At 65.6% G+C, this 26,366-nt stretch carries 12 protein-coding genes and 1 riboswitch; of the genes, 1 reads left to right on the top strand and 11 read right to left on the bottom strand.

Annotation, left to right across the window (positions count from 1 at the left end; genetic code table 11):
- Positions 1–19: 19 nt before the first annotated feature.
- From BR71_RS25035 to BR71_RS20510, 11 genes are all read right to left on the bottom strand, one after another.
- Positions 20–1,000, bottom strand: coding sequence for a sodium:calcium antiporter (locus BR71_RS25035; protein ID WP_043641651.1), 981 nt, complete (start codon positions 998–1,000; stop codon positions 20–22).
- Positions 1,001–1,056: 56 nt separating this feature from the next.
- Positions 1,057–1,201: riboswitch (yybP-ykoY riboswitch) on the bottom strand.
- Between the two features lie 95 nt (positions 1,202–1,296).
- Complete coding sequence (locus BR71_RS20555; RefSeq protein ID WP_052370926.1) at positions 1,297–3,462, bottom strand: penicillin acylase family protein; 2,166 nt, start codon at positions 3,460–3,462, stop codon at positions 1,297–1,299.
- A 395-nt stretch (positions 3,463–3,857) separates the two neighbouring features.
- Positions 3,858–4,967 carry an ABC transporter permease gene (locus BR71_RS20550; RefSeq protein ID WP_043641649.1) on the bottom strand — a complete coding sequence of 370 codons (1,110 nt, stop codon included), beginning with the start codon at positions 4,965–4,967 and terminating at the stop codon, positions 3,858–3,860.
- Positions 4,960–5,907, bottom strand: coding sequence for an ABC transporter ATP-binding protein (locus BR71_RS20545; protein WP_043641647.1), 948 nt, complete (start codon positions 5,905–5,907; stop codon positions 4,960–4,962). The genes BR71_RS20550 and BR71_RS20545 overlap by 8 nt, the downstream gene beginning before the upstream one ends.
- Positions 5,908–6,001: 94 nt before the next feature.
- Positions 6,002–6,781 carry an amidohydrolase gene (locus BR71_RS20540; protein WP_043641646.1) on the bottom strand — a complete coding sequence of 260 codons (780 nt, stop codon included), beginning with the start codon at positions 6,779–6,781 and terminating at the stop codon, positions 6,002–6,004.
- Positions 6,763–7,395: a hypothetical protein gene (locus tag BR71_RS20535; protein WP_156039073.1), complete on the bottom strand. Its 633-nt coding sequence runs from the start codon at positions 7,393–7,395 to the stop codon at positions 6,763–6,765. The genes BR71_RS20540 and BR71_RS20535 overlap by 19 nt, the downstream gene beginning before the upstream one ends.
- Before the next feature lie 241 nt (positions 7,396–7,636).
- The gene (locus BR71_RS20530) at positions 7,637–8,893 is read right to left on the bottom strand and encodes an SDR family oxidoreductase (protein WP_043641643.1); all 1,257 of its coding nucleotides are present in this window, start codon (positions 8,891–8,893) and stop codon (positions 7,637–7,639) included.
- Positions 8,894–9,143: 250 nt separating this feature from the next.
- Complete coding sequence (locus tag BR71_RS20525; protein WP_043641641.1) at positions 9,144–9,908, bottom strand: SDR family NAD(P)-dependent oxidoreductase; 765 nt, start codon at positions 9,906–9,908, stop codon at positions 9,144–9,146.
- Positions 9,905–12,997 (bottom strand): PfaD family polyunsaturated fatty acid/polyketide biosynthesis protein, encoded by a 3,093-nt coding sequence (locus tag BR71_RS20520; protein ID WP_081862771.1) that lies wholly within the window; start codon positions 12,995–12,997, stop codon positions 9,905–9,907. Before BR71_RS20520 ends, BR71_RS20525 begins: the two co-directional genes overlap by 4 nt.
- Positions 12,998–17,323 carry a hotdog fold thioesterase gene (locus BR71_RS20515; RefSeq protein ID WP_043641640.1) on the bottom strand — a complete coding sequence of 1,442 codons (4,326 nt, stop codon included), beginning with the start codon at positions 17,321–17,323 and terminating at the stop codon, positions 12,998–13,000. It abuts the gene before it with no gap.
- Between the two features lie 484 nt (positions 17,324–17,807).
- Positions 17,808–24,479, bottom strand: a complete 6,672-nt coding sequence (locus BR71_RS20510; protein ID WP_208854920.1) for a type I polyketide synthase — start codon at positions 24,477–24,479, stop codon at positions 17,808–17,810.
- A 752-nt stretch (positions 24,480–25,231) separates the two neighbouring features.
- Here BR71_RS20510 and BR71_RS20505 point away from each other — a divergent pair.
- Positions 25,232–26,359: an ABC transporter permease gene (locus BR71_RS20505; protein WP_043641637.1), complete on the top strand. Its 1,128-nt coding sequence runs from the start codon at positions 25,232–25,234 to the stop codon at positions 26,357–26,359.
- Positions 26,360–26,366: the final 7 nt, after the last annotated feature.

The following is a 26,366-nucleotide window of genomic DNA, read 5'->3' as shown; positions in this document are numbered from 1 at the left end:
AGCAAGCGCTCAACCCGGCTCACACCAGACAGCCGGCAAACACCAGATACACCGCGCCCGCGCCCAGCAGCCAGCGGCCGTCCACGCTGCCGCGGCGGAACAACAGCCACAACCCTGCAATCGCGGCCATCGTGGCCAGGCCGGACCACAGCAAGACGCTATCGAACATCCACGGGGTAAAGAACAGGCCGAAAGCGCTGGGAATCGTCGCCTGAATCATCATGGCGCCGGAAATATTGGCCAAGGCCAAACGCTCCTTGCCCTGACGCAGCCAGATCAGCGCATTCATGATTTCCGGCAGCTCGGTGGCCACCGGGCTCAGCAGCAAGGCCACCAAATGCGGCGCCACGCCCCAATGGCCGGCCAGCGCTTCCAGCTGCGCGACAAAGCCGTGCGCCGCTACCGCGATCACCGTCAGGGCCAACAAGGCCTGCGTCGCCGCCCAGCCCAGGCCGCCTCCGGCGCGCAGCTTCAAGGCTTCCAGATCCTCCTCTTCCGGCGCGGTGTCCGCGCTGCGGATCTCGCGCCAGACATAGGCTGCGTAAGCGGCCAGAAACAGCACGCCCAGCCAGGGCTTGACGGCGAAGGCCACCAAGCCCAGCGCCACCTTCAGGGCGAAGACGAACAGGAAGGCCAACTGGTCGCCGGCCAGCCGACGATGATCGACGCGCAGCAAATAATCGCCGCGTCCCAGCCGGCTGCGGTTGCGCCACAGGGCAAAGCCCACCACCGCGTAAGCCAGCGTGGCCAGCACCAGCGGCCCGCCCAAGGCCGCGCCGACGCCGATGTCCTTATGTTGCGGCGTGTCGCCAAAGGCCATTGCGGTCAAAGTCACCGCGCTCTCCGGCAAGGCGGTGCCGAAAGCGGCGAGCACGGTGCCTACGGCGCTGGCGCCCAGGTTCAGGTGGCGTCCGCACCATTCGATGGCGTTGACGAAGTATTGACAGGATAGATAGATCAGGACGGCTAGGCCGAGCAGAAACAACAGGGTCAACAGCATGGATGGTCTTGGGCCGGGCAAGCGAATGGACAATGGCGCAACGACGCGGCTTGCCCGGCGGCAAACGCATCGTGGCCAAAGGTCTCGCTTGGCGGCGCCGGCAATGCCGGCCGCTGACCGCGCCATGAGGAAAGCTCCTCAAGTTTGTTGACGCGGCCTCTTCGGCGGGGCCGAAGATGGCTACTCCCCAATGACAACGGCGCCATTGTGCCAGCCCGGACTCAATGGCGCAAACCTAGTCTCTCGTCATGCGGAGCCGGAGGCGCTTGCCCGCCTCCGGCCTGTTTGCCGGCCGGCTAGCGGCGGAACCACTCGCGCTTGGCCAGCGCCGCCTCCACCTGCTCGCGCTTGAGCAAGGCGTCGCGCATGCCGTTTTGCGCCGCCAGCGGCAACTGGTCGCCGTAGTAAGGCGATTGCGGCAGGCTGCTGTTGCCATAGGTATTGATCACCTTGGCGCGCAGCGGCCGGCCAAACTCCACCAGCGCGGTGAACGTGTCGCCGAAGATGACGCGCTGGCGGCCGTCGCTATCGCCGATATAGCTGAAGGTGCGGAAAGCCCCCAGGCCCTCGGCGCCGCCGCTGGCCGGCTGGTCCAGCCGCGCCGCGCCGCCGGCGGGGCCGCGCCGCAGCCGGTACACTTCGCCAAAGGCGACGTCCAGCGGCACGCCGGCTTGTTGCAACCCCTGGACCGCCGCGCCCAGCTTGCTCAGCGCGAAACCGGCGTCGCGCAGGCCGGCCGGCGTGCTGTAAGGCTGCGCAGGGTCCGCCTTCTGCCGGTAAGGCAAGGCGTCTTCGCCGCCGGAGGCCGCCACCCAGGCGGCGAACAGCACCGCGCCCTTGCTGGCGGCGTCGCTGCGCCGGTCCCATTGGGCCAGCACCTGCGCCGCGGCAATCAGGCCGGCGTCGCCGGAAGCGCGCGCATAGCCGATCAAATCGTCCAGCACCCGGTCCGCCAGCAGCAGCCGGGTGTCGTGCTTGGCGCTCAGCAGCGTATCCAGCGTGAAGCTTGGAGTCTGTTCGATCAGCTCGATGCCGCGCTGTTCGCGCAGCAAGGGCGAGATCCGCGGCGACAGATAAGCGGCGTAGGCGGCCGGGTCCAGCGCCGGCTTGCTCATATACCAGGGCGCGCTGTTGGAGTTTTGCACCCAGCCGCTGGCCGGATTCGTCGCCTGCGGCAATTCGTCCAGGCGCAGCGCCTGGCGCCAGATCAGATCGCTGCGGCTGCCGTCCACCGGCTGCGCCCAGTAGGCGGCGTCGCCGCCGGCTCGACGCGGGGTCAGGCCGCCGAAGGCCGCCCAGATATTGCGCTGGGCGTCGGCGTAGATAATGTTGTGGTAAGGATTTTGCAGCCGCGCCACCACCTTGCGGAAGGCCAGGAAGTCAGGCGCCTGCGCCATGTCCCACCATTGTTCCAGCACGCCGGGTGTCTGGAGCTGGTCGACGCCGACGATGCGCAGCGCGTAGCTCTGGCCGTCCTTGTCGAACACCGGGCCCTGCTCGGCGCGGCGCAAGGTCAGTTGCTCGGCTTGCAGGCTGCCGTCCGGCTGGCGGATATACAGGGTTTCGCGCTTGGTTTCGAAATCGCGCGCCACGCCGTCCAGCAGGTATTGCCGGCCGCTGAGCTTGAGTTGATAGAGGTCGCAGCCGTCCTGGGTGTTGACGGTATGCACCCAGCCCAGCCGCTGGTTGAAGCCGATGCGCATCACCGGCAGGCCCACCAGGGTGGCGCCGTAGATATCGTATTCCGGGCTCTTGAACTGGGCTTCGAACCAGGTGTGGCTGCCGCCCCACAGCAAATGCGGGTTGGCCAGCAGCATGGCGTTGCCGGAACGGCTCTTGGCCGGCCCCAGCGCCCAGCCGTTGGAGCCGCCGATCAGATTGACGGGCGTGGCCACCGCGTCCGGGTAGATCAGCGAGCAATTGGCCGCGCCGGTGGCGGTGGCGCCGCTCAGATAGCTGAAGAAGATGCGCAGGGTGTGGGCCAGCACATCTTCGCTGCGCACCGGCAACACCGCGCGCGCCGCCGGGCTCAGGCCGCCACTGGCCGCGGCCTGGTCGTTGACGCCGGCGACGAAGGCGTCCAGGTAGGCGCGCATGCGCGGGCTTTGCTGTTGCAGCCATTGTTTGGAGCGCTCGGGGAAACCCATGGCGCGCACTAGGCGGTCTACTTCCGCCATATTGCTGGGAAAGGGTTCGCCGGCCTCGAACACCGCGCCGTAGTACTCAGCGCCGCGGCCGCGGCCCTGGGCGTACAGCCTCAGCAGCAACTCCGGATGCGCCTGCATCTGGGCGCGGCCGAAGGCGTAGGCCAGGCTGTCGGCGCGAGCGGCGTAGATGTGCGGCACGCCGCTGCGGTCCCACAGCACCTGGCTGCCGCGCGGCTTGCCGTCGTCGTCCAGTTCGCAGGCCGTCAGCAAGGACAGCATGGCGATGCCCAATAGGGCGAGGATCAAGCGTTTCACTACCCTTCCTCCTTTCAATGCGTTCATGGCGCTGCAGCCACAGCGGCTCCCCTGCTCCTGCAGCCTGGCGAGTGACTCAAGTGATGCGCCCTTAGTCGCTTGTTGGGTGCGAAGACAAACACGAATCCGACGCGCCCCAGGTCCCTTCAAGACTGCCGACGGGTGCCAGGCCCGAGGTCTTAAGCGGCTGCTTTGTCTGAGCGATTTGACGTTAGCAAATCGCGAGTTCAGCCGCGCCTCGGGTCTGACGGGCCCCGGCGGGAAGCCGCAGGCCAGGCTTGCAGGGTGGCCTTTAGGAGTGGAGAGGATATTTGGCCAAGCAAATATCCTCTCCCTGCTCGCCGGGCAGCCCCGGCAATCAAAACCATCATCCGCGCAGCGGATGCCTCATGCCCCTAGTACCAGCGGAACACCCGCGCGCCGCTGACGAAGCCGGCAATGCCGATCAGCGTGAGCACCACCGCCGAACGGGCGATTTCCAGCACCCCGGCCCCCTCGACGAAAATCATGCGCATGCCGTCGGCGAGTATGGTCAGCGGCAGCACCTCGATCACCGACACCATCCAGTCCGGGAAGTGCTTGTAGCTGAAGAAGATGCCGGAAAAGATCACTAGGAACAGAATGGTCATCTCCAGCAGGCCGTTGGCGGTCTGCGCCTTGGTGGCGCGCGAGGCGGCCAGTATGGCGATGCCGGCGAAGCAGACATTGCCGGCCAGCAGCAGCACGATGAAGGGCAGCGCCCCGCCCTGGGCGTGCACGTCGAAATAACTGCTGGCGAACAGATACAGCACCAGGGTCTCCAGCAGGCTGAACACCAGGCAGGCCAGCACATGGGCCAGCAGAAAATCGGTCTTGCGCATCGGGGTGATGCGCATCTGCCGGGTGACGCGGGTGGCGCGCTTTTCGATCAGCGACCAGCCGACGGCGATCAGGCAGGTTTCCATCACCGCCATCGCCACCAGGCCGGGCACCAGGAAGTCGATATAGCGCAGGCCGGGGCTGTCCAGCACCGACATATTCTTGTCCACCGCCTGGCTTAGCGCGTCCGAGTCGTCGCCGAGGAAGAAGTAAGTCAGCAGCGCCTCGTTGTTCTGCGGGTCCAGGTAGTAGATGCGTTTGCCGCTGTCGGCGCTGGGTTCCATGAACACTTGCACGTCGCCTCGCTTGAGGCCGCGCAGCACCGATTCCCGGTCCGGGTAGTACTGGAAGCGGTATTTCATGCGGATCAGGTGGCCGCGCTTGATCTCGTCGGCGTTGATGACGCTGGACAGCGGCTGGTTGCGGGCTTCCACCTTGCTGATCCAGGCGCGCACCGCGGCCTGTTCCTGCACATTGGCCGGCAGCACCACGCCTATGGTCCGTTCCTTGATTTCGCCGCCGGAGAAGGACACGCCCAGCAACCACACCAGCAGCAGCGGGAAGCCAAAGGACCAGAACAGGATTTGCGGCTCGCGCAGGTATTGGCGGAATTGGGTGATGATCAGATTGAGCAAGGCGTTATTCATGGAAACCTCGGCCGGCCAGTGACAGGAATAAATCATCCAGCGTTTTTTTGCGCACGATGATTTCGTCGATGTCGATTTGTTGTTCGCGGATGAACTCGGACAGGCGGAACAGGAAGGCGGAGCCGTTGCGCACCAGCAGCCGCGCCTTGGCGGATGCCTGGTCGTAGCTGTAGCTGATGATGTTGTCCTTGTGCTTGGGTTCGGCGCCGCCGGCGCCGCTCTTCACCCGGTATTCCACCACTTCGCCCGGCTCGTGCGCCGCCAGCAGTTCGTCCAGCGTGCCCTGGGTCAGGATGCGGCCCTGATGCATGATGCAGATGCGGTCGCACAGGTATTCGGCTTCTTCCATGTAGTGGGTGGTCAGCAACATGGTGGAGCCCAGCTCCTTGTTGAGCTTGCGCAGGATATCCCAGGTGCCGCGCCGCACTTGCGGGTCCAGGCCGGTGGTGGGTTCGTCCAGAATCAGGATTTCCGGCTGATTGAGAATGGAGATGGCCAGGGCCAGCCGCTGACGCTGGCCGCCGGACAACCCTTCCACCATGACCTTGCGCTTGGGGATCAGCTCCACCAGTTCCAGCACCTCGTAGGCGCGGCTGCGCGGCCGGCCGTAGAAGCTGGCGAACAGGTTGACGGTTTCGTCCACCCGCAGCTTGTTGATGAACAAGGACTCCTGCAGCACCCCGGCCAGCCGGTGGCGCAGATAGCTTTCGTCCTGCTGCCAGCTGCGGCCCAGGATGCGGATGGAGCCGGCCTCCGGTTGCTTCAGCCCCTCCAGCATTTCCACCAACGTGGTCTTGCCGGCGCCGTTGGGGCCCAGCAGGGCGACGAATTCGCCGCGGTAGATGTCCAGCGACACGTCGTTGACCGCGGTGTAGTCGTTGAAGCGCTTGGTCACCGATTGGAATTCGATGACTTTTTCTCTTGTTGTGGCTTGGTGCATTTCACTTTCCGTAGGAGCCGAAGGAGAACCTAAGCAGCAGAAAACCCCGCGCAGCCGCAGGGCTTATCCGCCTCTTTTCACTGCCGCCGCCCTGTCAAACGAGTTGATAACGGTCCGCATCCTTCAGGAAAGGAAACTGAGCGCGCACATCGTCCAGCTGCGCGCGCGACAGCTTGGCCTGATACACGCTTTCCAGCTGGCGGCCGTGGTAGAGGGTGTCGCCCAGCGGGTCTATCAGCATGGAGTCGCCGCTGTAGCGGATGTCGTTGCCGTCCACGCCCACGCGGTTGACGCCGATGACGAAGGCCTGGTTTTCTATCGCCCGCGCCGGCAGCAGCGTTTGCCAGTGCTTGGCCCGGCGTTCCGGCCAGCTGGCGATGTAGAGCGCCAGGTCGTATTGGCTCTTGTTGTTGCGCGACCAGACCGGGAAACGCAGGTCGTAGCAGACGAAGGCGGCCACGGACCAGCCGTCCACCTTGACGATCAGCGGCGCGTCGCCGGGGGTGTAGTGCTCGTGCTCGCCGGCGAAGCTGAACAGATGCTTCTTGTCGTAGCTGAACAGGCTGCCGTCTGCCTTGGCCCACAACAGGCGGTTGTAGTAGCGGCCCTGGTCTTCTATCGCCACGCTGCCCACTAGGTCGGCGCGTTTGGCGCGCGCGGTGTCGCGCAGCCATTGCACCGCCTTGCCGTCCATGGTTTCGGCTATCTTTTCCGGCCGCATGCTAAAGCCGGTGGTGAACATTTCCGGCAGCACGATCAACTGGCTGTCGTTCACCGCGCTCAGGTGGCGCTCCATCCGCTGCAGGTTCTGATCCACCGACTCCCAAGCGATGTCGCTTTGCACCAGGGTGACGGCTAAGTCTTGATTTGGCATGGTTTGCTTTCCCAATGGGTCAATATCACTTCGTTGTGGTCGCCGCGTTCGCGGCTGCTTTGGCGCACCAGCACTTCGCCGCCGTCGTCGGACAGATACCAGCCGGTGCCGCTGATCTTGCGCCGTTTGGATTGATAGGCCACCACCCTCGTCCGCCGCGGCTGGCCCAGCAGGTCCAGCGTTTCGTCCGGCAGCCGCTGATAGCGGACTTCGTCGATGTCGAAGTGCTCCAGATCCAGCACCCGCAGCGTGGCCTCGGACCCACCGCCGACGAGAAAGCGCTCGGCGGCGTCTTCGCTGCTGGCGTCGAAATCGCCCAGCTTGAAGCGGCGCACTTCCAGCTGACCGTCGTGCAGGCGCAGGGTCAGCACGCCCTGACGCAGCCGGCCCTTGATCACGGTCTTGTCGCCGTCCTCGTCGGAGACGCCGGCGTAACGGCACAGGCCGTCGGCGCCGAAGTCCATGCTCTCGTCCGATTGCAGCGAGTAGTCGAACCACAGGCCGCTGCAGCGCAGGTCCATGCGGTTGCTGACCTGCAGCACCGGCAGATCGTCCAGCCAGCCGCGGCGGCGCTCGGTGCGCAGCCGGCCTATCGGCTCGCCGTTGCTTAGCACCTGGTAGTCCAGCAGCAGTTCCGCGGCCGGTGGGGACCTCGAAAAACCTGCTGCGCGGTCCGATAGCTGCGTTGCTCCGTTGGCGTGCGAGGCGACAGCCTCGTTCAGCCACAGGCTCCCTCGCTGTACTCCTTGTACTATCTCGGTCGCTGCGCGCGGTGCGTCTTGCTCTCGAACCGCTCGCGACGGTTTTTCGAGCTCCCCCGGCGCTTCAATCAGCGCTTCCTCGTCGGCCAGCATCTCAGCGCACCGCCGCCGCGTCGCTCAGGTCGGCGTCGTACAGGCTCTCCATATAGCCGCCGGCCATGCTGGTGTGACGCTTGATTTCCGCCAGCGGGGTTTGCGCCGACGGGGCGTTGAGGAAGCCCACCTTGCACGCGTAGTCCAGATAGCGCCCAAACAGTGCCTGGTCCGAGTCCGGGCAGCGGATGTCGGTATTGGCCAGCAGTTCCTGGATCTCGCTGGTGTCGTACTTGGCGTGTTCCTTGCAATCGCTGCCGTCGTAGAAGATGGCCATCAGATCGGTGAAGGTGGAACGGTAGCCGGCGCCGCCGCGGTGTATGCGGCCTTCCTGCAGCGCTTCGAAGTACTCCTTGGACGGCACGTCGCGCAGGATGTAGCCGTAGCCGCGCAGGCGGGCGACGATACCGTCGTAGCTGATCGGGCGCGGATTGGTCAGGTTGTAGGTGCGGCGATTGCTGGATTGCAGATTCATCGCCGCGAACAGCGTGGCCTGGGCCACGTAGTCCACCGGCGAGATATCGAAGGCTTCGTCGGAGGCGAAGGTGAGCCCGGTTTCCACCAGCGATTTGAGCATCTCGTAGTAAATGCCCTTGACCTTGGTCTGCTTCAGCGGGTAGCAGCCGGTCCGGCTGTCGCCCCAGATATTGCCCGGACGCACGATGACCCAGTTCAGGCCCCGCTCGCCGGCTTCGTGCACCATGCGCTCGGCGGTGAACTTGGAGCGCTCGTAATCCATGTTGACGAAGCCCTGGCCCACGTCCAGATCGGTTTCGCGCAGCACGAAGTCCGGCTGATACAGCTTGTCGCCCACCATGCTGAAGCTGGAGGTGAACACCAGCGGAGCCTTGCCGGCCAGGCACAGTTCGATCAGGTTGGCGGTGCCGCCCACGTTGACCGGGGCGATCTTGTTGTAGGAGGCCACCAGGCTGACGTTGGCGGCGCAATGCAGCACCAGGTCCGCCAGGTGGGCCAGGTCGCGGTAGGCGCTGGCGTCCAGGCCCAGCATGGGCTGGCTGATGTCGCCCAGCACCGGAATGATGCGCCAGGCCTCGGTGGACAGCTTGCGGCCTTCATCGTAGCAATACAGCACGTCTTCGATGCGGGCGCGCGCGGCGTCCTTGTTCTCGGCCCGCACCACGCAATAGACGTTGGCGTCGGTGGTGGCCAGTATTTCCTGCAGCAAACGGCCCCCCAGCACGCCGGTGGGGCCGGTCAGCACGATGTTCTTGACGCTGGTCTTGGCTCGGTAATCCATGACTTCACCTCTGATTTGGGGGACCTCGAAAAACCTACCGCGTGGCCCGAAAGCTGCGTTGCTCCGTGCTCGCTACGGCTTTTCGAGGTCCCCTTTGGTTGATTCCAGCCGGGGCCCGGCATAGCCGGCCCCCGGTTCTGCGTCTCGCGATGTTGTAGAACCTGATCCAAGTCTCGCGAGCTAGAGCGATACAAGGCGAAACCGGTTTCAACGCCGTATCGGCGAAGCGGGGCAAGCCTTGGACAGGTTCTTACAGGGTGCCTACCCTCATGCCTCCATCCAGGGGAATAACGGTGGCGTTCAGATAGTTGGTCTTGCAGGTGGCCAGGAAGGTGACCACTTCGGCGATGTCCTCCGGCAGCCCCCAGCGCCCCACCGGCACGATGGACTTGACGATGGTCTCGTCGGAGTGCTCCACCATCTGACGGTCGACGAACTGACCCAGCATCTTGGTCTTGCAGATGCCCGGCGCGATCGCGGTGACGCAGATGTTCAGCGGCCCCAGCTCCCGCGCCCAAGACTCCGACGCCTTGATCAGGCCGGCCTTGGATGCCGCGTACGCCGACCCGCCGGCCGCGCCCCAGATGCCGGCCACCGAGGCGATGTTGATGATGCGGCCGTATTTCAGCCGCGCCATGTGGCGGGAAAACACCGCGGTGGCGTTGAAAGCGCCGTTGAGGTTGACGTCGAACACCCGTCGCGCCAGCTCGCCGCTCTTCTCCGCCGTGCAGTAGCCGCGGCCGATGACGCCGGCGTTGTTGACCAGCACCGTGATGTTGGCCCCCATGCGTTCGACGATGGCGGCGCTGGCCGCGTCCACGCTGGCGGAATCCGTCACATCCATGACGAAGCCGCGCAGGCTGTCCGGGCAGCCCAGCTCCCGGCCCAGCTGCTCCAGCCCCGCCGCGTCCACATCCGTGGCGGCTACCGCGTAGCCCACTTCCAGCAGCGACTTGACGATGGCGCTGCCGAAGCCGCCTGCCGCGCCGGTGACGACGGCGACTTGCCGGGTCACGCCACCTCTCCTTCCTTGAAGGCGATGTCGATCACTTTGCGGGCGTTGGCCATGGCGTCGAAGATGCGTTCCTCGAAGAAGCGCACGTCGTCCTGATTCATCAGCAAGTTGGAGTAGATCCGCGACAGCGGCGAGAACTGGATGCCGTAGCGCTTGGAGATTTCGCGGATGATGATGTCGCAGAACTTGACCTTGTCGCTATAGCCCTCGGAGCGGTCCACCATGGTGTCCTGCGAGTGGTAAACCAGCGCGGTGGGCATGCCCTGCACCACCAGCGGCAGATCGTTGGCGTGGGCGGCCTTGATGAAGGTGTCGGAGATCTGCTCGGTGAAGCGGCCCATCCGCTCGTAGCAGCCCGGGTCTTGTTCGATCAGTTCGAAAGTGCTCTTGATCGCGGCCAGGCCCAACGGGTAGCCGTTGAAGGTGCCGGCGTGAATCACTTTGCCGCGGGTGTAAAGATCCATGATGTCGCGACGGCCGGCGATGGCGGAGATCGGCATCGAACCGCCGCCCAGCGCCTTGCCGAAGGTGGACAAGTGCGGGGTGACGCCGAGGATGCCCTGGGCGCCCGACAGGCCCAGACGCACGCCGGTGATGATCTCGTCGAAGATCAGCACGATGTTGTACTTCTCGCAGATTTCCTTGGCGCGCTCCAGATAGCCTTCGCGCGGGAAGATGCCGCCGCCGTTGACGCAGATCGGCTCCATCAACACTGCGGCGATTTCATTGTGGTAACGCTCGATGGTGGCTTCCAGCACCTGAATATCGTTCCACGGCAGCATGAAGGACTGGTCTTCCAGCGCGCCGTCGGCGCGGCCCAGGGTGTCCAGCAGGTCGCCCTTGAAGGTTTCCGGCACCGGGAAGCTCAGGTCCTGGCGCTTGCGGCCGCCCATGATGTTGTCGGCGTTGCCGTGGTAGTGGCCGTGGAAGCGGATGAAACGCTGCTTGCCGGTAAAGCCGCGCGCCAGGCGCAGCGCGTTCTGCACCGCCTCGGTGCCGCTCAGGCAGAAGCGGATCATCTCGGCGCAAGGGATGTGCTTGACCATCAGTTCGCAGACTTCGACCTCCAGGTCGCAAGTGTCCACCGAGGTCACTTTCTGCATGTAGCGGATCAGCGCTTCGTTATAGGCCTCGTTGTGGTGGCCGACGAAAAGCGCGCCGAATTTGCAGAACAGGTCCAGGTGCTCGTTGCCGTCCAGGTCCCATACCCGGGAATTGCGGCCGCGGTTGAACGGCACCACCAGCGGCCGTTCCGGGTCGCCGAAGTTGTAATGGGTGCCGCCCGGCAGCAGCTCCCAGCATTGCTTGTAAAAATCCTTGGACTTGATCAGCGACAGCTTGGTATTGCCTTCCATATTCCTGCTCTCCTCTTGCTTGCCCTGTGATGCTGCGGTTGGTGCTACGGTTGATGAAGGGATGTCGTTCAATTCGGGTTCGGGTCCGATGTCGTCTTCGTCCAGCGCCGCCATGCGGGCGCTGAGCGGGCGGTAACGGTCCAGCCGCGGCGGCGTCAAAACGCCCAGCTGACGCAAGGCCGCCACGCGGCTCAGATACGCCGCGCCGGCCATCAGCTCCACCGCGATGTCGGCCACCTTGCGCTTGGCCACCGGCGCCAGTTCGCTGCCCTGCAGCCACTCGTTGGCCGCGCCCATCGCCGCGCCGCACCAGATCTGGTAATCGACCGCGCGCTCGGCCACGCCGGAGATCGCCCAGCGCGAGGATTGGCCCAGATACCACTGGAACAGCAGCGCCATCTTTTTCTTGGGATTGGCGTTGGCGGCGTCTATCAGCGCCTGATTGCCACGGCCGGCGAAGAAAGCCTCGGTGTCGGCCCACACCTGGGCCAGCGGCTGGCGGAACACTTGTTGTTCCAGGCTGGCCACTTCGGCAGCCGGGATGTGCTCCAGGCCGGGGTACTGCTTGTACAAGCCGTGCAGCTTCTGCGCGCGCACCGCGTACATGCTGCCGCCCTTGAGCACCTGCACCTTGGCGCCCAGTTCGAACATGTCGGCCGACGGCGCCATCGCCATGTCCGCGATCTTGGCCTTGCCCAGCAATTGCTTGACCGGGTCCGAGGTGCCGGCTTCAACGCAAGCCTGGTTGATGGAGCCGGTGACCACGTAGGCCGCGCCCAGCGAGAACGCCGCCAGCGTGGCGTGCGGGCTGCCGATGCCGCCGGCGGCGCCGACGCGCACCGTGAACGGGTAGCCTTGGCCGGCGCAGATTTCGTCGCGCAGTTCCGCGATGGAGCGGAAGATGCAGCTGAGCAGGCCGTTGTCGGTGTGGCCGCCGGAATCCGCCTCCACGGTGATGTCGTCGGCCATCGGCACTTTCTTGGCCAGCTCCGCCTGGCGCTCGCTGATCAGGCCGTCGGCCAGCAGCTTGCGCACGATTTTTTCCGGCGCCGGGCTGAGGAAGTGCTGCGCCACTTCGCGGCGCGACACCTTGGCGATCACGCGGTTGCGGCGGATCACCGCGCCCTTGTCGCCGGCTTCCAGACCCTTGACCCGGTAGTAGACGATGGCGGCGGACAGGTTGACGTAGGCCGAAGCCTCCACCACTTTGACGTCCTGCTCGATGAAGAGCTTGACGCAGTTCATCTCCCAGTCCGGCTGGCTGGGGTTGTGCAGCAGATTGATGGCGTACGGGCCGTTGGGCAGCGCCTGCTTGATGCGGCGGATGGCGCTGCCGATGCGATCCAGCGTCAGGCCGCCGGCGCCGAAGGCGCTGAGGATGCGGCGCGAACCCAGCGCGATCACCATGTCCTCGGAGTTGATGCCCCCGGCCATGGCGCCGGCGTAGTAGGCGAAGCGCACGCCGTAGTCATGCAGGAAGGACGGATCGCCGAAGTACTCCGGCAACATCGCCGGCACCATGCCCAGGCAATCCACCTGGCCGTTGCCGGCCAGACCGCCGGCGGGTTCCAGCAACACCGCGTCCTGCTGGCGCAGCACGTGCAGCGGCCGCGCCAGGTCCAGCAGCTGGGCCTGGGCCTGTTCCGGCGTCTGCTGGAATTTGCCGGCATGGCCCTGCCATTTGTACACCGGGGCCGCAAAGCGCGGCACCACGCAAAGCTTGTCTTGGTTCATTCATGCCTCTATCGCTGTCAGGGCCGGCGCGGATGCGCCCGCCGCTGCCGGCGCGCGGCTGAAGCCGGCGCCTAGGTTGTCGCAAATGCCGATGACGTTGCCGCGGTAAATGATCTCGGCGACGAAGACCAGCGCCATCCGCTCCAGTTGGCCGTCGGCCTGGTAGTCGCAGTGGATGGATTTGCAGGTGAGCCGGTAACGCAGGGTGTCCGCCTCGCACTTCACTTCGCCGCGGAACTTGGCGCTGTAGCTGTGCGGGCTGAGCGCGTGCGGCGCCAGTCCCGGCAAGGAGTACAGCCCCAGGTAGCACAGGTAGAACTTGACCAGCTGTTCGCAGCCTTCCACCAGGAAGGTGCCGGGCATCACCGGGTCGTTCTTGAAGTGGGCGCGGAACACCCAATGGCTGGGGTCGATGTCGCGCTCGGCCACCGCTTCGCCCAGGCCGAAAGCGCCGCCGGAAGCGGAGATCGACACCACTCGGTCCAGCATCTTGGCCGCCGGCGCGTACAAACGCGGCGCGCGCGGCGCGGCATAGGCGGCGTCTCCGAAGCAGGCGACGAAATCGCCGCGCTGCAGGGCTTCGATATGGCTGTTGTCGAAGGCATCGCGCCCGCAGCGCAGCGGCGGCTGGAACGGCTCCGCCGGCTGTTTGGCCGTCAGATAGGGCGCGGTGTTGACCCCCTTGGACTTTTCGATGTCCTTGGGCAGGAAGAAACCGGAATTAGCCTCCAGCTTGAAGCTCAGCCTATCGCCGACGTAGCACAGGTACTCGTAGGCGATCAGCACGTTCTTGCCCACCTTGAGGAAGGACTTGATGTTGACGCGGCCGCGCAGCACTTCGCCGGCCTTGGGCAAGGGACCGTAGACCGTGGTCTGACTATCCACCGCCCGGTAGCGCAGCTGGCCCTTGAACAGCTGGTCGCAGCCGATATAGGTGAAGGCCACAATCATCGCGTGCGAGGCTTCCAGCGACACGAAGGCCGGCACCAGTCCGTCGGACACGTACCAGGCGTCGGGATGCAGGTCGTACTCCCACTCAATGAAGCACGGCTCCAGCTTGCCCGGCTGCGCCGACAGCGCGGTGATGCGCGAGGCGAACATATACGGCGGCGACGGCATGCGGGTGCGGATCGGATAACTGTCGGCCTCGGCGTAATCCGGGCCCAGCACCTTGGCGATGGAGCCGTCGGTCAATTCCACCAACTGGGCTTCGTCGAACAAGGGGCGTGGACGCGGCGGCGCCGCCTTGGGCTTGGCCGCGCGGGGCCGGCCGGCCGGCGCGCCGGCGCCCAGCAGTTGCGCGATGCGCTGGTAGAAGCGCTGTTCCGCCTGCAGATAGCTGAGCTGGGTTTGCGCCTGCCGGCTCTGTTGACGTTGCAAGGCCGGCGCCTCGCTGTCCGCCGACACGGCGGCGGCGGGCAGCGGCTGCGCCTGTTGCGCCGCCGGCTGCGGACGCCGCCAGGGCGTGACGTTGCCGAACAGCGCGCGGTTGGCGTCGTTGACTATCATCTCGGCGATGGTGTGTTCGCGGCCGGTGTGCACGGTGGCGACCAGGGCCGGACCGCCCGTCTGCGGCGGCGTCGGCGTCCGGGCTTCCCGGCGATTGGCCTCGCCGGGCTCCTGCAGAATCATGTGGGCGTAGCCTCGGTCCAGGCCCAGGCTGTTGACCGCCGCCAGCCTCAGGCCGCCGGCCGGCGCCAGCCAGGCCGCGCCGGTTTCTCCGGCGCGGAACACGGCGCGCAGCGCGTCCTCCGGATAGGCGGCCAACGCCGCCGCGCCGGGCAGTTGCCGGCTATACAGGCAGAGCGCGGCCTTGATCACGCTGACGATGCCTTGGGCCGAGGCCAGCTGGCCGTAGTTGGCGGCCACCGAACCGGCGGCGGCGCCGCTGTCGCGGTAAACCCGGGACAGTCCGTCGATCTCCACCTGGTTGTCGCTGGCCAGCGCGCCGCCGCTCAGCTCCAGATACCCCACCGACGCCGGATCCGCGCCGGCTTGGCGCAAGGCCGCCGCCGCCGAACGCGCCACCGCGTCCGCCACGGGTTGGAATTCGGTACTGTCGCCGCAGGCGTGGCCGATGGCCAGGCCGCGCATCACCGCGTAGACGCGGTCCTTGGCGTCCAGCGCCGCCTGCTCGCGCTTGAGCACCACCACGCCGCCGCCCTCGCCCACCGGCGCGTCGACATGGCCGGCGCCGCGACGCGGCGCCCACAACACGTTTTCCAGGCCGCCGGCGAAGCTGCCGCCGGCGACGATCACCGCGTCCACCAATTGCTCGGACAACATGAATTGCGCCAGCTCTATCGCCTTGAAGGCGGCGTTTTCATGCGCGCACAAGGAGAAGGCCGGGCCGTCCAGCTTCAGGTGGGCGGCGATGCGGCTGGCCACCACATTGCCGATGCCGCCGGTGATGCCCTCCGGATACGGCTCCGGGAACAAGCTGTCCTTGACGATGGTTTCCAGCGCCGCGGTCTGCGCCTCACTCAGCGAGATGCCGCTGTGCGCCAGGCTGTCTCGCACCTGCCAGGCCATTTCGTTGCGCGCCTGGTAGCGCGAGCAGCTGTAGTCCACGTCGCCGGCGACGATGACGGCGATATTGCGCTTCCGGCCGTCCAGCTGATAGCCGGCGTCGTAGAAGGCGCGCTCGGCGATGGGCATCAGGAACAAATGCGACAGCAGATGGCTGCCCACCACCTTGGGCGGCAGCTTGAAGCGTTTGCAGTCGAAATCGAACTGCTCGATATAGGCGCCCGCCGGGGCCTGACGGTAGCCGCGCGCGCCCAGCACGTCGGCGCGCCCCTCCAGACCCAGCCAGCGGGTGCGCGGCAGCGGACGGAAGTGGCTGCGGCCCTCGGCCACCGTCCGCAGCAAGGCGTCCGGGGTTTCGGTGTCGGCCAGGGCCACGCCCACGCCGACAATGGCCAGGCTTTGTTGCTCCGCCGGCAGCTGCGGCCAGGCGGCCGCCGGCGCGTCGGCGCGGTGTTCGCGCAGCACCATGTGGCCGTTGACGCCGCCGAAGCCGAAGGCGTTGATGCCGGCGCGCTTGGCCTGGCCGCGTTGCGGCCACGGCGTGGTATCGCGCACCACGTGGCGGATGTCCAGCTGGCCGCCCGGGGTGCTGACCATGTCTTCCACGTTCAGCGTCGGCGGAATCACGCCGCTGCGCATCGCCAGCAGCACCTTGAGAATGCTGGCCATGCCGGAGGCGGTCAGCATATGCCCGATATTGCCCTTGTTGGCGCCGATCAACGGCCGCTGCGCCTGATCGGCGAAGAAGGTCTCCACCGAACCCAGCTCCACCTGGTCGCCCACCGGGGTGCCGGTGGCGTGGCATTCCAGATAATCGATGTTCTTGTCCACGCCGTCGTAGGCGCGTTTCAGCGACAGCAACTGGCCGTTGAGGTCCGGCACCAGAATGTGCTTGGCGCCGCCGTCGTTGGACAGGCCTATGGATTCGATCACGCCGTAGATGCGGTCCTTGTCGCGCACCGCGTCGGCGTAGCGCTTGAGCGCGATCACGCTGGCGCCCTCGCCGGCCTTCAGGCCCTGGGAGTTGCGGTCGAACGGCACCGATTGGCCGTCCGCCGGGAAGGCCTGCAGCACATTGAAGCCATGATCGATATAGATGTGGTCGGCGTGGCAAACCGCGCCGGCCAGCATCAGATCGGCCTTGCCGCTTTGCAGGTAATAGCTGGCCACGCGGATGGCGTACAGCGCCGAGGCGCAGGCCGCGTCCAGCGCGAAGCTGGGGCCGGCCAGGCCCAGCGCCTGGGCCGCCAGCGTGGCGTTGTGGCTGCCGGTCATCAGATTGAGATCGGACAAGCCTTCCGCCTGCCAGGGCTGGCGGAAATGGAAATCGTCGCGTTGCAGCAGCTCCTGGACGTAGGGCTCCAGGATGCCTTGATAGAAGCCGTTGAGCAGTTTCTTGCCGGCGTGCGTGGGCATGCCGATATTGCCGATGATCAGGCCGCAGCGCTCCAGCGCCTCGGCGCTGTGGGCGGCGCCCTGTCCGGCGTCGATCAGCGCCTGTTCCGCCGCGTAGAGCGTCCATTGGAACAAGGGGTCCAGCGCCTCCAACTGCGCGGCGGGCAGACGGTAGCGGCCGGCGTCCAGCTTGAAGCCGCGCACATGGCCGTTCTTGTTGTAGGCGATCTTGTCCGCGGTGCCCGGCACCGGATGGCGATACAGCGCCGGGTCCACGCCCAGCTCTTCCCGGCTCAATTCCGAGGTGCAATCCCGCCGCTCCAGCAGGTTGCGCCAGTACTGTTCTGGCGTTTCGGCGCCTGGAAACAGGCAACCTAATCCGATAATGGCAATTTCTTCCATAATGCTTCCGTGTCTTGGATCTGTTGACGTTTGTTTTTCTCGCTGCGCTGACCGAGAAAAGTGCGTTCTACAAGGCGGAGGGCGCAGGCCTTGGTGAACCAAGGCCAAGCCTTACAACGCCGTAGAGGGTTCTTTTCCCGGTCAGCCCCTGGGTTCGCTCCCAGCCGGCGCCTCGCTTTGTCGCCCGCCTCTGGCAGTGAATGACACTGCGGCGAGGCGGGCTTCGCGCGCTGCATCCGCCTGGGAGCGAACGCAACAGAAAAACAAACGTCAACAGATCCTGAAAGTAGAGCCAACATTCCCAAACCTTGGGCGCAACCGTCCCCCTCCGCCGCCGGCCGCTGTTGAAGCGGCGGGCGGCGGCGCGGGATCAGGATTGAACCGGCGCGGGCCGATTTCGAGTGCGGCGGCGGTCAGGCGAACGCTCCGCCGCCGCGCCTCGGCTGTAGGACCGGCCGCGCCCGCGGGCGCGGCCTTGCTCGCGTCACACCGCCACACTGGCCTCCGGGTCGCACATCAACTGCCGCAGCTTCTTCGACACGGTGAACTGCAAGCCGGAAAGCTTGCTGTACACCTTGCCGTCGGCGCTGTGGACGATGACGTCGGCCAGCAGAGTGGTCGCGGTTTGCGCCGTGACCGCCATGCTCAGATAGAAGGCCTGGTCGAAAGCCAGCGGCGCGTACTGCCGCCACTCGGCGATCTGCAGCGGCAGCCCCGCCTTGTCCGACTGCGACATCAGCCAGACCAGCGGCGTTTGCAACGCCACGTCCGCCAGGTAGGGGTTGAAGGAGTTCACCGGGAACTGCCCCTGTCCGGCCGCGGCGGCCAGCCGGCCGCCCGCTTGCAGGCCCTGGCCGTCGAGACGGAACAAGGTCTGTACGCCGCGGAAGGCCGGGCCATGGAACAGCCAGGCGCCGTCGCGCATGTCGCCGTACAGCGGCGGATGCTCCAGCGGCGCGCCGGTCGGCGCCTTCGGCCCGTCCGCCGGCTGCTCCGCCGCCAGCCGGGTCATGGTCACCCGCGCCTGGTAGCGGTTCAGCGCGGCGCCGTCCACTTGGTTGAAGATGCTCACGTCCAGCGTGTGGCGGTCGCCGTTGCCGCCGGCTTCGTCCACCGGCCTCAGTTCGGCGATGAAGCGCCGCTGCTCTCCGGCGTCGAACACCACGCCCTTGAGCACGCGGAAGTCCGTCAGCGTCTCCAGCCGGTAGCCCGGCAGCAGGTCTTCGCACAGCTGCACCATCCAGCCGGCCGCGGCGGTGGCCGGCAGCACAGGCTGCCCGCCCACCACGTGATCGGCCAGGAAGCCGTTGACGGCCGGGTCCAGCTCGCGCTCCACCCGGGTCAGCGCCGGCAGGGTCTTCTGCTTGCGCCCCACCTTGTAGCTGCCGCCGCCCACGATCACCTGCGGCACCAGGCCGGCGGCGAACTCGTCGACGAAAAACTGCGCGCCGACGGAGGTGGGGATGATGGCCAGGCCGCGGTCGGCGTAGGCCTTCTTCAGCACGTCGTTGACCATGCCGCTGTCCCACGGACCCCAGTTGATGCTGCGCACCTGCTGTTTCGGGTACAGGGTCTGGTACAGGTAGGCGAACTTGTTCAGCGCGTCGTTGGCCATCGCGTAATCGGTCTGGCCGGCGTTGCCGAAGAAGCCCGACACCGAAGAGAACAGCACCAGGTGGCGCAAGCCGTCCGGCTTGACCGCCGCCAACAGGTTCTCCAGCCCTTTCACCTTGGTGTGGAACACCGAACGGAAATCCGCCGGGGTCTTTTTCTCGATGCGCTTGTCCGCCAGGTTGCCGGCGCCGTGGATGATGCCGCGGATGGGCCCCAGCTGCCGCTGCGCCTCCGCAGCCGCCCGCGCCACATCCTTGGCGTCGCCGATGTCGCAAGCCAGATAGATGGCCTGGCCGCCGGCCTGCTCGATACTGGCGATGGTGGCGCGCACCTCGGCCAGCTGGAGCACGTCCTTGAGCAAGGCGTCCACCTTGACCGGCGTCACCGTCTCGCCCTGCTGCTGCAGGTGGCGGATGGCGCGCGCCTTGAGCTCGGCCAATTCGCCGCCGCCTTCCGCCCACTCCGGCAGCGGCGCGTCGATGCGGGTGCGGCCCAGCAGCGCGAAGCGGGCCGGATAACGCTTGGCCAGCGCGATCACGCACTCGGCGGTGATGCCGCGCGCGCCGCCAGTGACCAGGAACACGGTCTTGGCGTCGATATTGGCCACGGCCTGAGGATCGGTCGGCGCCGCCTCGAAGCCCAGCGTCATCCGCTCGCCCTTGACGCCGCGGCCCACTTCGGCCACGTCGGACTGCACGTCGCGCAGCTCTTCCAGCAACATCGCGGCGATGGCGCTCTTGCCGCATTTGGGATCGAAGTCCACCGTGCGGCAGAACACATCTTCCCACTCTATGTTCAGCGCCTTGCTCAGGCCGCTGACGCCAGCGGCGGCCACCGGGAAGGCGGCGCGCCGGGCGGTGCCCAGCTCGCCGTCCAGCTGGCTGGCCACGAAGAAGCACGCGCGTCCCGGCCCGGGCTGCGCCAACGCTGGCTGCAGCAGCTTGGCCAGCAGGAACAGCGCTTGCGCGGTGTCGTACTCGGCTGCGGGGAAGGCGTTGGCCAGCGATTTGACGTTGCCGGCCGGCGCCTGCAGATGAATGAAGCCACCCACCTGCCCTTCGGCCACCGCGATGCGCGACAGCACGTCCTCCAGCGCCAGCTCGTCGGCGCGTTCCAACACGTAGTCGTTCACGTGCTTGATCGCCTTGCGCTGGCCCTTGGCCTGCTGCCACTTGAATACCAGCCGCGCCACCTGTTGGCCGTGGGCCAGCAGCTGTTTGGCCACTTCTTCGCTTAAACCCTTGCCGTCGTCGGTCAGCAGCCAGAGCCGGCCGGCGGCCAGCTCCAGCAGGTCCGGCTTGGGCAAAGCCTGTTTCCGCGCCTGAAAACGATGGATGGACGCGGTTACCGTATGGGCATCACTTACAGGGGATTGCTGAGCGAGGGCAGATGCCGTCTCCCGGGGCTCAGCTAGGGATTTTTTTGCTGCGGAGTCCTCCACGGCAACGTCGGCCACCAGTTTCTTGGTGGACGACACCACGCCCAGCTGACGCAAGGGCTTGGCTTCCGCCGCCGGGGTTTCGTGCAAGGCGGGTTCGCTGGAAACCGGGGCCGGCGCTTCCACCGGAGCCGGAGCGGCTTCCGCGGCCGGCGCGGCGGCGGAACCCTGCTTCAGTTCGGTCAGCAGTTCGGAGATGGTTTGCTTGAAGAAGCCGCCCATCTTGCGAATGTTGCTGAAGGCGTCGATGTCGAAGGTTTCCATGTCCTTCTGTTTTTCCATGTCCTGGAAGTGCGGCACTTCGGCGGACAGTTGGTCGAACATGGCGCCGAAGATTTCCAGGCGCTTGATCGAATCGATGCCCAGGTCCGCTTCCAGGTCCATTTCTTCATTGATCATGTCCGCCGGGTAGCCGGTGCGGTCGCTGACGATGTCGATCAGTTGCTTGATCAGGTCAGCCTCGGTCAAGGCCTCGAAGCGCTGAATCAGGGCCTGGTCTTCGGCGCTGATCGCGACGGCGGCCGGCGCGGCGGCTACAGGAGCGGGCGCGGCCATCGGAGCCGGCGCGGCCGGGGCGACGGCTTGCGGGATGTCCTGCAGCTTCGGCTTGGGCGCCTGAACCTCGGTCACGGCGGCCACCGGCGCGGAAGGGGCGACGGCAGGCTGCGCAAGGGGAGCGGCCGCCGGCAATTCCACCGCTGCGCGCGGGGTCGGCAAGCTCACTTCCAGCGGCGCGCGCTGTTGCAGACGCGCGGCCACCTGGCCGCCGCGCGCGGCGACATCGGCGCCCAGCAAGGCTTGCTGGTTGTCAAAATAGTGCTCGTGATTAACGTGGTAGAGTTCCTGATTCTTGTCCAGCAGCTGCAGGCTCTGGCCCAGGCTGGCCACCACCTCCGTCAATTGCTGGCTGCCCTGGAATTTCTCCAGCAAGGTGTATTGCTTGGTCATCAGCGAATCCAGCAGCTGGATGTAATCCTTCTGATTCAGCTGGAACTGCTGATGCACCTGGCTGAGCATGTTCTGCGCCTGGATCTGCGCGTCCAATACGCTCAATACTTCGTTGTCCGAGCTACTGCGTTGCATGATTCCCTCTCCGCTTATGACATGGATGGGCTCCAGCCACATCATGTCGTCCCTGTTGTCGACCAAAGTTTCCACCACTACCCTACTATCCCGCTCCGTCTCCGGCGCCAGCGGCGGCGAGCTGGCGGCAAGCCGCTCGTCGATGAAGGCGTCGATGACGCGCGTATCCTTGCGCATGGCGTGCGCGCGGCGCTGCTTGGCTTTCTCCGAGTAGAAGAAACCGCCGCTCATCTTGTAAGTCAGCGACTTTTTCTTCGGCGCCGCGGCCAAGGGCAAGGCCGCCTGCGGATCGGTGGAGCTCAGCTCCACGCCCTCCACCGCCAGCCGCGCCAGCGCGCGTTTGAATTGCAGGGCTTCCTCGCCGTTGGCGCTGGGGTTCAGCGACACCACCGCGTGCGGCTTGTCCTTGAGAATGTCCGCCACTAGCTTGCCCAAGATGCCCTTGGGACCGATCTCGACGAACAAGTAACCGCCCTGCTGATGAATGCGTTCTATGGTTTGCTGGAAGCGCACCGGGCTGACCAGTTGGCTGATCAGCGACTGCTTGATCTTGGCCGGGTCGTCGGCGTGGCGCTCGCCGCTGGCGGTGGAGTACACCGCGGCCCGCGGCGCCTGGAACGGAATCCCAGCCAAGCTGGCTTCAAACGGCGCGCAAGCGTGGCGCACGAAGTCGGTGTGGAAGGCCGCGGACACCGCCAGCACTTGGCTGCGCACCTTGCGCTCGTTCAGAAACTCATGGGCCTGGCGGATGATGTCGCTGGCACCGCCGAACACCAGTTGCTGCTGCGAGTTGTAATTGGCCACCACCAGCTCCGGGAAGCGTTCCAGCACCGCGCTGGCCTCGCTCTCCGGCAGCGAAGCCGCCAGCATCGCGCCCGGCTCGCCGCCCGGCACCGGGCTGGCCACCGCCGCGCCGCGCGCCAGCGACGTCCGGTAGAAGTCCTCGTCGCTCAGCACGCCGGCGGCCCACAAGGCGGTCACTTCTCCGTAGCTGTGGCCGGCCAGGAAGTCCGGACGCAGGCCCAGGCCGCTCAACAGTTTGTAGTAGCCGGCGCTGATCGCGCCGATCGCCGGCTGCGCCGTGCGGGTCTGGGTCAGTTCCGCCATCTGGCGATCCGCCGTTTCCGCGTCGAAGGCCGGCGGCGGGAAGATGGACGCGGACGGCAACGGCAGCCCGTCGGCGTGCGCCGCGGCGTCCAGACCTTCCAGCGTTTCGCGCATCGCCGGGTAATCGTTGGCGATATCGCGGCCCATATTCACGTACTGCGCGCCCTGGCCGGGGAACAAGGCCACCACGCGTCCGGCCAACGGAGCCGCCTCGCGCTTGTAATAAATGCCCAGCGGGTGCTCCCAGTCCTGATCCGGACGCGCCCGCAGCAGCTTGATCGCCTCGTCCAGCAAACCGGCGGCCTGTTCGGCCGAGCTTGCGACGAAGGCGAGGCGCGCGGAATTGGCCGGCGCCCGCGCCGCGGCGCCTTGATGCAGGCGGAACTGATAGCCGGCGTCTGCGGCGCGGAAGGACTCCAGCTTGTGCTCGGCCAGCGCCAGCAGTTGTTCCGGGCCGTCCGCGTGCAACAACACCACTTCCGGGCGCAGGTTCAGACGGAAATCGCCCTGCGGCCGCGCCTGGTGCTCCTCCATGATGGCGTGGTAGTTGGTGCCGCCGAAGCCGTAAGCGCTCAAGGCCGCGCGGCGCGGCGCGCCGCTCACCGGGCTCAACCACGGCCGGCTGTCGATGTTGACGTAGAAGGGGCTGGCGCTGTCCGCCAGTTCGCGGCTGGGTTGGCTGACGTTGATGGTGGGCGGCAGCACCTTGTGGTACAGGCTGAGCGCCGCCTTCATCATCGCCGCCGCGCCGGCGGCGCAGCGGGTGTGGCCGATCTGCGATTTGACGCTGCCAATGGCCACCGAGCCGGGCTGGGCGCCGCCGGCTTCGAACACCGCGCGCAGGCTCTTGATCTCGGTCTCGTCGCCGGACTGGGTGCCGGTGCCGTGCGCCTCCACCAACTGAATTTCCGCCGGCGAGATGCCGGCGCGCTCATAGGCTCGGCGCATCGCCTTGACCTGACCTTCGTGACGCGGCGCGAAAATGCTCTTGGCGCGGCCGTCGCTGGAAGCCTGCAGCGATTTGATCACCGCGTAGATACGGTCGCCGTCGCGCTCGGCGTCTTCCAGGCGCTTGAGCACCAGGAAGCCGACGCCGTCGCCCAGCATCATGCCGTCGGAAGATTCGTCGAAGGGACGCGACAGGTTGCTCTTGGACAAGGCCGGAGTCTTGCTGAAGCACAGGAAGGAGAAGATGGAGTTTTCCAGGTTGACGCCGCCGGTCAGCACTACGTCGCAGCTGCCGTCCACCAGTTCCCCCACCGCCGCCTTGATCGCGGCCAGGCTGCTGGCGCAAGCGGCGTCCACCATGTAAGAAGTGCCGCCCAGATCGAAATAGCTGGCGATGCGGCCGCAGGCGACATTACCGAGGAAGCCGGGGAAGCTGTCCTCATTCCACTCCAGGTAAAGGTGATTGACGCGATCGATGACCTCGTCGGCCACCGCGCCCGGCAGGCCCGCGTGGTTCAGCACCTTGCGCAGGTACGGCTCCTGCTGCCGGAAAGCCAGCGAGAACGAGGTGTTGCCGTTGCCGGCGCCGCCCAGAATCACCCCCACCCGGTCTTTGTCCACCGGCAGCGCGTCCTCGCCCACCAGCCTGGCGTCCAGCATTGCCTGCTTGGCCACGTGCAGCGCGAAGATTTGCGCGGTGCTGATGGACTCCAGCATCAGCGGCGGCAGTTTGAATTCCACCGGATCGAAATCGATGGCCGGCACGAAGCCGGCGCGGTGGCCGTAAGTTTTGTCCGCGGCGCTCGGGTCCGCACTGTAATAGTCTTCCTTGCGCCAGTATTCATCGCCGTCTTTCTGGTCGATGTCGGTCAGGGAATCCTTCTTGTCGACGATATTGGTCCAGAAATCATATAAGGTGGCCGCATCGGGAAAGTGGCTGGCCATGCCCACAATCGCGATATCCAACGTCCCTGGTCCAATCCTGCTCGATAAGGTCTTGCTCATTGCTCCTCCCGCGGTGAACCTGCTGTTTCGCATCATTCGCTTGCCGCCGCGCACCAACCGGGAAGCGCAATCGCCGGCCGCACGGCCAGGGTCGACTGCCTTTCTTTAAATCCGGTCCCGCACGCAAAGCCTGGATCGAATTCGCGCCCGACCAAACGTCGCACGCGCCTGCTGCCCATTACCCAAACCACATTAAAAACCGCGATAAAAACTTGACAAAATCTTTACCAACCAAGCTGCCAAATCCGGTTTTGTAAAATTATGACGTTGAAATCTTAGCATTTCCTTAGCGCTTTCTTGCAGTTGGTTGATTTACCTCCACAGATCTGGAGAAAAAATATACACAACGACATAAGTTATTGATTTTTATAATGTATCTTTATTGACACACCGATGCCAAAGTCATTATTTTTTGTAAAATCCTTTAATGAAAAATAAAATTTGCGGTCATAAAAAAGAAAACTGAGGAGAGTCTGAGCAAGCAATAAGAACAGGGGCTTATTGGCGCGACATTTAAATTCAACGTCCGAACCAATACCAGTGGTATTAATCGGCCAAAATCCTATTCGCCGCCGTTCCCTTAATTACCATTGGCAACGCTCAGAAAACCCTAAGCAGGAATGGGCATACTGCCTCCATTTCATTCCGGAGACAGTCATGCCCCAGCCTACTCATCCCCTCCGCCTGTCCGGCCCCAGCGTGGAGACCTGACCATGGTCTCCCTCGCTCGCGCCTCGCTGATTTACGAGTGGCGCCGCTTTCTGCCCGCGGTGCTGGCGGTGGCATTCGCCGGCCTGCTGGTTCAGGTGCAACTCAGCCTGCTCCTCGGCATGTTCAGTTCGATAGGCGTCTACATCGACCGCTCCAGCGCCGACCTTTGGGTGGGCTACCCCGCCACCCAGAGCGTGGACCTGGCCCGCCCCATTCCCGGCAAAACCGAGAACAACCTGTGGGCGCACCCGGAAGTCACCGCGGTGGAACGCTTCACCTGGACCATGGCGGACTGGCAGCGGCCCGGCGGCGGCAAACTCAGCGCGGTATTGATCGGCATTGACCCGCGGCCGCAGGCGATGACTTTCGCCACCCTGCTGACCCCGGCCTTGCGCCAGGAACTGACGGTGCCCAGCACCGTGCTGGTGGATGAAAGCGACCTGGAAAAACTGGGGGTCAAGATAGGCGATTACGCCGAGCTCAGCGGCAAGCGGGTGCGTATCGGCGGCACCGTCAACGGTATGCGCGCAATGGGCGGCGCCAACATCCTGACCTCGCTGAACACCGCCCGCCGCATCGATCCCAATCTGCGCAACGACGCCACCGACTACTTCCTGGCGCGGCTGCGCGACCCCAACCGCGCCGAGCAGGTGCGCGACCAACTGCAACCCAGCGGCAGCTTCAAACCGTTCCAGGTCTGGACCGCGGAGGAATTCTCCGCTCAGTCGCAAACCTACTGGCTGTTCGAGTCCGGCGCCGGCTCCGGTTTCCTGTTTTCCTCCGCGCTGGGCCTGCTGGTCGGCATCGTCATCACCAGCCAAACGCTGATGGCCGCCATCGTCGCCGCGCTGCGCGAATACGCCACCTTGCGGGCTTTGGGGGTGTCCTCCTCCGCCTTGCGCGCCGTGATTCTGGAGCAATCGTTCTGGGTCGGCCTGGCCGGCCAGGTGATCACCGCCGTGGTCGGCGCGCTGCTGGTGGCCGCCGCCCGTCACGCCCACATCGCGCTGGAGGTGCCGCTGTGGGGATGCGTGGCCACCGGCACCCTGGTGCTGGGCATCGCTCTGCTCTCCGGCCTGTCCGCGCTGCGCGCGCTGAACCAGGCCGAGCCTTCTACCCTATTGCGATAAGGAGACT

Source organism: Chromobacterium haemolyticum DSM 19808, assembly GCF_000711885.1.
GTDB lineage: Bacteria > Pseudomonadota > Gammaproteobacteria > Burkholderiales > Chromobacteriaceae > Chromobacterium > Chromobacterium haemolyticum.
The sequence above is the reverse complement of the archived record's forward strand: the minus strand, read 5'-3'. Positions and strand labels throughout refer to the sequence as shown.